Annotated in this window: 10 protein-coding genes and 1 pseudogene; 1 reads left to right on the top strand and 10 read right to left on the bottom strand. The window is 53.2% G+C overall.

Going from position 1 to position 7,794, the window contains the following annotated elements:
• The 7 genes and pseudogenes from C162_RS26680 to C162_RS26650 form a co-directional block, all read right to left on the bottom strand.
• A pseudogene (locus tag C162_RS26680) lies at positions 1-424 on the bottom strand (hypothetical protein); the annotation flags it as partial.
• Positions 425-513: 89 nt separating this feature from the next.
• The gene (locus C162_RS26675; RefSeq protein WP_235218539.1) at positions 514-855 is read right to left on the bottom strand and encodes a hypothetical protein; all 342 of its coding nucleotides are present in this window, start codon (positions 853-855) and stop codon (positions 514-516) included.
• A 220-nt stretch (positions 856-1,075) separates the two neighbouring features.
• Positions 1,076-1,387 (bottom strand): hypothetical protein, encoded by a 312-nt coding sequence (locus tag C162_RS26670; RefSeq protein ID WP_036699506.1) that lies wholly within the window; start codon positions 1,385-1,387, stop codon positions 1,076-1,078.
• Positions 1,388-1,429: 42 nt separating this feature from the next.
• Positions 1,430-2,245 carry a hypothetical protein gene (locus tag C162_RS26665; RefSeq protein ID WP_036699505.1) on the bottom strand — a complete coding sequence of 272 codons (816 nt, stop codon included), beginning with the start codon at positions 2,243-2,245 and terminating at the stop codon, positions 1,430-1,432.
• 129 nt (positions 2,246-2,374) lie between these two features.
• Entirely contained in the window at positions 2,375-2,896 is a 522-nt protein-coding gene (locus tag C162_RS26660; RefSeq protein WP_036699504.1) for a hypothetical protein, read from the bottom strand.
• Positions 2,893-3,081 carry a hypothetical protein gene (locus C162_RS26655; RefSeq protein WP_036699503.1) on the bottom strand — a complete coding sequence of 63 codons (189 nt, stop codon included), beginning with the start codon at positions 3,079-3,081 and terminating at the stop codon, positions 2,893-2,895. Before C162_RS26655 ends, C162_RS26660 begins: the two co-directional genes overlap by 4 nt.
• 204 nt (positions 3,082-3,285) lie before the next feature.
• Positions 3,286-3,858, bottom strand: a complete 573-nt coding sequence (locus tag C162_RS26650; RefSeq protein ID WP_036699502.1) for a sigma factor — start codon at positions 3,856-3,858, stop codon at positions 3,286-3,288.
• 118 nt (positions 3,859-3,976) lie between these two features.
• Between C162_RS26650 and C162_RS26645 the strand changes: the two genes are divergently transcribed.
• Positions 3,977-4,225: a hypothetical protein gene (locus C162_RS26645; RefSeq protein WP_036699500.1), complete on the top strand. Its 249-nt coding sequence runs from the start codon at positions 3,977-3,979 to the stop codon at positions 4,223-4,225.
• 61 nt (positions 4,226-4,286) lie between these two features.
• On the opposite strand, the gene C162_RS26640 is transcribed toward C162_RS26645, so the two are convergent.
• The 3 genes from C162_RS26640 to C162_RS26630 all read right to left on the bottom strand — a co-directional run bounded on the left by C162_RS26640 (position 4,287) and on the right by C162_RS26630 (position 7,519).
• A complete protein-coding gene (locus C162_RS26640) occupies positions 4,287-5,258 on the bottom strand; it encodes a toprim domain-containing protein (protein ID WP_162174497.1) in 972 nt (323 codons plus the stop codon).
• A 61-nt stretch (positions 5,259-5,319) separates the two neighbouring features.
• A complete protein-coding gene (locus tag C162_RS26635) occupies positions 5,320-6,513 on the bottom strand; it encodes a hypothetical protein (protein WP_036699498.1) in 1,194 nt (397 codons plus the stop codon).
• Positions 6,506-7,519 (bottom strand): ParB/RepB/Spo0J family partition protein, encoded by a 1,014-nt coding sequence (locus C162_RS26630; protein ID WP_036699497.1) that lies wholly within the window; start codon positions 7,517-7,519, stop codon positions 6,506-6,508. Before C162_RS26630 ends, C162_RS26635 begins: the two co-directional genes overlap by 8 nt.
• Positions 7,520-7,794 lie beyond the last annotated feature (275 nt).

Below are 7,794 nucleotides of genomic sequence, written 5' to 3'. Positions count from 1 at the left end.
CAATCTCGTCGACAAGATACGGCTTGCCTGACGTGAGGTAACTACGCGGTGCCTCCGGGAACACGATAACGTCACCTTCGCGAGCCGAGCGGTCGACCTTACGATATTGCGCGCCTTCGAACGTGAGCTCATCGGATGGGGATACGGGAGCCTCGGCGGTAACTGCGGAGCTTACTGGCGCGAACGTCTCGTAGCGATCACGGTGATCAAGGAATACGTAGCGCTCGTCTCCGACATCGTCTTTGAACGCGGGGTCAGCGTCTTCATCAGCGTAAACGGCATAGAACGCGCCCTCCGCGACGTCCGTGTAACCGCTCAGCGCCTTAACGATATCGCCCGCTTGCGCCTTACGGTCAACTTTGCGGTAAGCCTGACCGTTAACCATTACGTCTACTGCCGGATAAGTTACGTTCAATTTCGCCATTTAAGCGTATCTCCTTCGTTGGGGCTGAGCCTTCGGCGATTACCGTTGTCTCCTCCGCCCCGGTTTGTACGTTCACGTTAGCGCACCGCTTAAGCCGCGCTAGGCAATTCCGTTTCTTCCGCGAGTGCGGCCGCTGCTTCCGTATAAATATCGCGGTTCAACGCTAACGACAGTTCGATCCAGCGCTCAGATGCGCGAGCCTCCGCGCACCAGTACTCCGTTAAGCAGCGATTCTCGAACATGAACACGCGTGGGACTTCGCCCTCGACCGCCCATACGCCAATTACGTAATCAGCGTCGGCCAGGTCGTACGTCGTTCCGTTTCCTTTCTTCGCGTATACAACCAGGTCGCCTCCGCGATCCTTACGCTGGCGAATCGTCTTAATTTGTATCTTCGCGTATTCTCCGCTGACCGGGTCTTTCGCGAGCACGTCATACGCCTCGTCAGTTTCCGATTGATGCACGGTCCATCCGTTAGCTAACAGCGCAAGACGCGCCGCCAGCTCCGAATACTTACCTACGTTTTCACTTAAGTGTGCGATTGTTACCGTCTCCCTTCGTTTTTAGCGCAGCCACATTCCGCAGCGTACGCACTTCGCGGTCTTGACTGCGGCCGGCATAACGTTCGCACAGCCGCAGTAACAGCGCCGATTAATGTAGCGTGTCGCGCCCATAATCGTCCTCCTCTTCGTCAGCCTGCGTCGGCAGCGCGAATCCTACGACCGCTGTTCCGTCGCTATTACGTCCGGCTTCTGTTGCTGGCCCGATCTGCACACGCACATCGAGCGCATAATCTTCGCCGGTCAAATCGCGGATCGTGTTAATAAACGCAGCGACATCGTGTGCCGCCGTAGGCAACTGCGCGGACTTACTGAGCGCGAGGCCGACGGTTAGCGAAGACTTTACGTCAACGATTTCGTCGGAATCGGCGTTTACCTCCGTTGTTACCGGTACTTCTGACATGCGCGGTCGCCTCCTTCGTATAGTTGCGTAGACTACCACTCGTTAGAACGGTAAATCAGATTCATCGATATCCAGCGGGGCGTCAGCGTCTGCAGGCGGCGGAGTCTGTGCGTTAGGCTGCGCTGATGAACCTGCGTTAGCACCGATAGACAATCCGAGGCGTCCGATATCAAAGCCGGCGATTACGAGATTCTTCGTTTGCTCAGCGGTGTCAGCTACGTACAAGCACGTTTCGAAATCCGATAAGACGAACGGAGCCTCGCCGAGCTTCTCGAAGTTAGCGCGTTCCTCTGCGGTCAGGTCGCGGTCCATTTTCACGATGGCGGACAGCGCGACGACTGCGTTCGTACCGGTGCCTTTCTTCGTCAACTTGAACGCTATTGCGTCGAGGTCATCGAGATTATCCTCGATCGTAGCCTTAAGCGTTTGCTCCTGCTTCGGACTTAGATCGACTACGATATCCTTGCCGGTCGTGAGGTCGAAGAATGCGCGCAGGTAACGTTTCTTACCTTTGTAGAGATACGCCTCATCCGTGAATACTTTGACCGCAGCTTCATCCGCGCCGGCTTCTTTGGCCGTGTTAGCATCCGCGTAGAGAAGGTCAGCCGCTTGATCCCATAATGACGGATTCTTAGTTACGTAGCCTTTAGCGTTGCGCTCGGCGGCTTTCTCCGGCAGGAACGTGTTAACTTTGCCGAACATTCCGTATCCGTAGTACTCCGCGACATCGTTAATCGACTTGACTCCGACTTTAAACGCTGATCCGGACTTAAACGAGATAATCGGACTCTCTTTCGCGCCTCCTTCGTTGTTACCTGCCGCTGCTGCCTCCGCGCCTACCTTCGTAAACATGCTCATTCGATCACGCTTCCTTTACGTTTTATTTAGCGGATAAGGGAACCGCTATCCCGGACCTTATTTCCCGTGTCCGCAGCGCGGCTCAAGCGCTAATCATCGCTCAAACCGTGCGGCTGGCGCGGGAAGCGCCTATGACGTCATCGATACGTAGCCCTCCGCGAAACTCGTTAACTCCCGCTTAGCGCGCTTGACGGCGGCCAGCACTTCGCATAGTTCCGTTTCGACTACGGCGAGCTCAGCGGTCAATACGGCGGTTCGCGATTCCGAACGTGTCCGTAATAACGCGATGTTAAGATCGATGCGGCGCGCTTCTAATTCCGCTTTCTTAGCTGCGCAGCCGCGTTCCGCCTCAAGTGCGCGGACCTGGCGCTTACGGAGCTCCTTTTCCGCGAGCTCGGCGATACAGTCAGCGGCTATCTGCGTGCGGGATGCGTATCGTACGGACATTACAACGTCGGCGAATAGGTCCGCGAAGAACATGATCTTACCGTTAACGAACAGCCGCGCCTCGTTTCCGTCTTCCGCAACGGTATTGCATACGTAACGGGCGGCGCTGAGCTTATCGTCAAACCACGCGGATACGTTATCGGCCGTAGCGCCAAACCGTTCGGCGGCGCGTTTAGTTGCGTGAGCACTAGCGGTCCAGGTCATGCGATCACGCGTCCTTTCAATACGTAGGGCCAGCCGCGCAGCACATCGATGTAATCCGCAGCGTCTTCGTATTCTTCGTAGCTTCCGTTATAAATGCGGTCGACATAGCGGTCAGGCTGCGCGGTAAGCTTCGCGATAGGCTGCCGAACGATTTCCGCGTCCTTTTTACGTTTATTTGCGTTCATATATCGTGTACCTCCGTATAATTTAAGTGGGCGCGGTTAAATAAGCGTTGACAACCGCAAATTTTTTGCGTAAAATTGAAAACGTTAAGGTTTCGTTTGGGATTTTTTAGGGTAATCTATACATAAGTGATAATAACTACGCGAGTGTGATATACTTTACACAGAACGGACTTTCTGCCCGATTGTCCGTTCCGTGTTTCTCAGCTAAACGGCTAAGTTCTCGTACAGTCCGCCGAAACGATTGGCGTCGTAACTGCGGGACAACTTACGTAACTTATCGTTAGCAACTTTGTGGTGAAGGCCGACGGATTTGGCGATCTGAGTCGGTCTGGCGTCTAGCGGCGCTGCGAGAAAGGCTTCGACGAGTGACATCGTCGGGGAATCAGCATTACCTACGAGGGAGCGTATCAGTTCGAGCTGATGCGCTTTCCTTGCGTTTGGCCGGTCAAACACGGCGGCCTCCGTTGTCTCGGCGTCAGCGGGTTCGGACATTGGCGTGTCTTCATCCGCTGGCTTATCGAGTGTGGCGTAAACCCTTCGTGCATATCCGCCTTGCTTTCCGCGTACTACGTCAATCGCGGTGTTCCGCAGGGCCGTCCGCAAGTACGTCTGCAGCGTTGCCCTTCCGTCATCAACGTACCTGGCGTGAGCTTTCCATAGCGCCTCGTTTAGCGCGCTGATGAAGTCCTCCGTCGGGATGCGCGTCTTGCGGCTGTTTAGCCGGGCGATCGCGGTGATTTCGGACTTAAAGGTAACGTATACTTCGTTGAATGTCATGAGCTACGTCCTCTCTATTCAGTTGTTGTTTTTGGCTTATATTGTATTAATCGCAGTGACTGGTTACTCCCGCACCTTTTGCGGATAATAATTAAATAATCTTTTCGGAGGCAGCGCGATGTATGAAATCGGGCGCTGCCGCATCACTGACATTTTGCGTGAGATCGGATGGGATCAGCAGCAGCTCGCAGATTACGCGGAGCTCGATAAACGGACAATCTCGTTTTATGCGACTGGCCGGCGTAAGAAGATGCCGCTTGTTATTGCGCACACAATAACGGAGGCTATCCTTAGGTACGCGGACGTCAAGTACAGTCCAAGCGATCTATACGAGTTCCGCTATGCACCGCGTAAAAAAGAAAAGTGATGCGTCAGCGAAAGGGACAGACTACGGTCTTCCCGCCGATATCGTCTACAGAATGTAGACTTTACCGTATTAACAAACGCGGTCGCACCGTATCAATCCGCTTAGCACTTTCGCAAGCCAATCGCGTTCCCTCGATACCTACCGCGTTAAAATCCTTACCTCCGCTAATCTCAACGTTATACAGGCGTACATACCCGCGCATCTTCCGCGTAATCTCCCAGCGCAGCTTCTCGCCGGCCTCATCGTTATCCCCCGCGATTAGCAGCTCCTCGATCGGACTCCTTCGTAACAACTCCGCTTTCTCATCCGTAAACTCCGAGCCGCCGACCGCTAAGCCAAACGTACCGGCTGACGCTGCGGTCATCGCGTCAATTTCCGCCTCAACGATAGCCGCGCGCTTTATCTTGCGCCGATACGCGATGTCGATCCCGTAAATCATCGACTTGACCGGCGACCCGCCCCGCGCGTACCAAAACGCTTTTCCCCACGTTGCCCGCCACTTCGCGTTCATAACGTCGCCATTCGGTCCAGCCCACGGCATCACAACGGCATTCTTCGCGTTATCGAATCCGCATCTGTACAGCCGCTGAATAATTGGCGCTATTCCACGGCCGGTTAGGTACGGAATTCCCGCGCCAGCTATTTCCTGCGCGATATACGCTGTGATGTCGACGGGCCTGCGTTTAGCTGGCGGTCCCGTGCCGCGTAAGTTAATCCGCAATTCCGGCCGCGCGTATGCGTCAGGGACTTCGTACAAAATTTCACAAGCTTCAGCGTTTGTTATGTTCCGCAAGAATGCGTATAAACGGATGGGGCCGCCACTCTGCCAGTCCGGGTCGATCGCGCCTTTATCCGACCAGCATCCGTAATACTGCGAAGATGGATCGCGGTTGATAAAAAAAGATGGCGCGTTATCGGACCGCAGGCTGAACGGGGAGCTCGCGATGAGCTTCGTTGCGTGCGGGATGACATTGCGCCAGGGGTAGCGTTCTATTTCAGCGTCAAATAAGGCTGCGTTTATTGCTCTTTCCATAAAGCAGCCTCCTTCCATATTATTGATTATTATTATCGTTTGTGTTATACTTATCTATGGCTTAAAATGATGGAGTTAGCGCAATATTCAAGCGACGTCCGAGTGCGGCCTTTTGAGAGAGGTGTTCCGCGATCTCGTTTGCTTGAGTGAGTAAACCGGTGGCGCGTAAGTACTTAGGCATTGTCCAGCTTGTTCTACTTACGACGCCGCTTTCCTGAAACTTCTGCGTAATAGACACGTCATATCTCTTTATAAATTCGGCGTCAAACAGCCCCCAATAAGCACGCTCGGATACATTGTTGTCCTGGCAGTACGTGTATTGTTTACGCGCCAAAGACCGTTCCAATAGAATGATTGCTGGGTCCGGTCCGCTCGGCCGTACGCGCTGGCCGCCGACTGATTTACGTGCTGCCTTCCCGATAGCCGTCCCGCGCTTCTTACCAATAAATGCCTCCATCGCGGAGAGTACCCGTCCTTGGCTATTAAATGCGGAGAACTCTTGCGAATCTTCAACGATATCCTTATTTACGCCAAACTGTGACAAGTCTACGTTTCCGTTATGGTTTACGTAGCGATTATACTCCGCCACAACTTCACGGCTTGTTGCGTTAAAGTACGGGTTCTTGGCGTAGATATCCGTGATTAGATCGCGCACGCCTTCAGACGACCACGCTTGATATACGGCTAGACGGTCGTCGATATCAATCTCCGCATGTTTGAAGAATGTGCGCAGCGTGGATGCGCCAGGCTTTTGTATGATGTAGCGTACAAGAGAGTGCGCGGTTATTGCTTCCTCGCGTACATCAAACTTAACTCCACCAATAAGCATTTGGTACAGCATGTTCTTGAGCATCTGTTCGTTTATAGCATCAGACAGCTTGTCGTCCCACCCCGCGCCTACATATGCTTTAATTTTTCCAGGAATCCTCCGCCAGGTCAGGACATCGTTAGTGACCACTTCCGAGAACGTGCGGAACGAGCTTAGGTTGATTGTGTCGATAACCGACTCGTCGATTGCAGTACCTTGTAGCCTAACGCCTGGAGTTGCGCAGTTTGCCGGTACGCTTTTGAAGGTGTTATCGGTCAAGTCAAGACCGATCTTCTTAAAGCCAAAGGCCGGCATCTCGGACTCCGCTAAGATATCAACCCCTTTTGTACGGAAATGTGCTATCTGACCTGCGTTACTCGGTCCACTATTTTCCTGTGCTGCTTGGAACTTCTTCAACAATGTTACTCCCTTTTTCACGTTACCCATTTGCGATCGCCTCCATAATTTTTTCTGCTCTATCGTAATCATGTTCTATTAACATCCGCAATGATATCTCCGCCATAAATCCCATTTGCTCCATATAAAGCTCTTTTGCCAGCTCATCCGTAGCTCGTGTAAAGTCCCCGACTGACATCGAGAGGTTCCCAACAAACGGACGCAGACTCTCGTGAAAGAAACGTAATAGCGATCTGTCCGGTCCCAGCGGTAACTCTCCGTACTCCTTTACCTCCGCAGACGTCCGCGCCGCATACTCGATTAACTCAAAGATACGCATGTCGATCGTCGGCTTTGCGGTAATTTGCGTTTCTTCTTCGTCCAGCTCTGCGTCGGCACCCCGTACAATCTCGCGTTTTAAATCCGCGTGAACCGTTCCGACCGATACGCCTTCTTGCTGCGCTATGTCCCGGATAGTAAGTCCAGATTCGTGCGCGGCTTGTATGCGTTCAGCGCGTTCGGTGATTGCGGGAGTGCTTGCGAGTGTTGCCGGATACGATTTGCCGTCCGCTGAGTCTGCCGTTTGTTCAGGTGTTAATTTTTGATCACCTGAACAGCCTTCCGCTTCCTTCGTCCAATTTACCGCTGTTCCGTAGCTGATTCCGAGCCACGCGCCAATCAACCGGTAACTCTTGCCTGCCCGACGCAAAGTTACTGCGGCTTCCTGCTTCTCCTTCTTCGATATATCGCGGCCTAGCGTATTGAGAAAGTACGCGTGGCCCTCTTTTTCTTCGTCGGTTAGCGCGAGATGGCGCATAACCGGTACGAGTTCAAGTCCGCAGTCAATCGCGGCGCGGTAACGGTGGTGTCCGTCGAGGATTACGTAGTCCTCATCGACGTGAATCGCGTTTTGTATTCCGTTAACGCGGATGTTCTCTACGAACTGTTCATAGCGCTCGCGGTCCATACTCTTCCATACTTGATAACGCCCGACGCTTAACCGCGATACTTCCGTAATGTGCGTTTCGGCGGGCTTTTGTTTGGCTTGCACATTCATTTTTCATCCTCCTATATAGTAATAACGCAAGATAACCTCGCGCTGCCTGCCGAAGAGGTCGGCGTAGCTGTTAGCGGATCGGCGCATGTGGTGCGCTCAGTTCCGTAACCTTTTTAGCGGAGGTTTCTTGCGTGGTTTGGCGAACGTTAGACTGGCGGGAGCCCGGCTGCTGTCCATGTGTGGGTTGACGCGGGGTGAGGCTACTGTTTCGGGGTATATCGTGTACAGCTCGTGTGGTTAACCTTATGCCACTATACTATACGTATTGGCACATC

The organism is Paenibacillus sp. FSL R7-269 (assembly GCF_000517865.1).
GTDB lineage: Bacteria > Bacillota > Bacilli > Paenibacillales > Paenibacillaceae > Paenibacillus_AQ.
The sequence above is the reverse complement of the archived record's forward strand: the minus strand, read 5'-3'. Positions and strand labels throughout refer to the sequence as shown.

Coding starts and splice junctions, on each gene's coding strand:
- C162_RS26670 (WP_036699506.1), bottom strand. CDS start 1,387: ATGTCAGAAGTACCGGTAACAACGGAGGTAAACGCCGATTCCGACGAA.
- C162_RS26665 (WP_036699505.1), bottom strand. CDS start 2,245: ATGAGCATGTTTACGAAGGTAGGCGCGGAGGCAGCAGCGGCAGGTAAC.
- C162_RS26660 (WP_036699504.1), bottom strand. CDS start 2,896: ATGACCTGGACCGCTAGTGCTCACGCAACTAAACGCGCCGCCGAACGG.
- C162_RS26655 (WP_036699503.1), bottom strand. CDS start 3,081: ATGAACGCAAATAAACGTAAAAAGGACGCGGAAATCGTTCGGCAGCCT.
- C162_RS26650 (WP_036699502.1), bottom strand. CDS start 3,858: ATGACATTCAACGAAGTATACGTTACCTTTAAGTCCGAAATCACCGCG.
- C162_RS26645 (WP_036699500.1), top strand. CDS start 3,977: ATGTATGAAATCGGGCGCTGCCGCATCACTGACATTTTGCGTGAGATC.
- C162_RS26640 (WP_162174497.1), bottom strand. CDS start 5,258: ATGGAAAGAGCAATAAACGCAGCCTTATTTGACGCTGAAATAGAACGC.
- C162_RS26635 (WP_036699498.1), bottom strand. CDS start 6,513: ATGGGTAACGTGAAAAAGGGAGTAACATTGTTGAAGAAGTTCCAAGCA.
- C162_RS26630 (WP_036699497.1), bottom strand. CDS start 7,519: ATGAATGTGCAAGCCAAACAAAAGCCCGCCGAAACGCACATTACGGAA.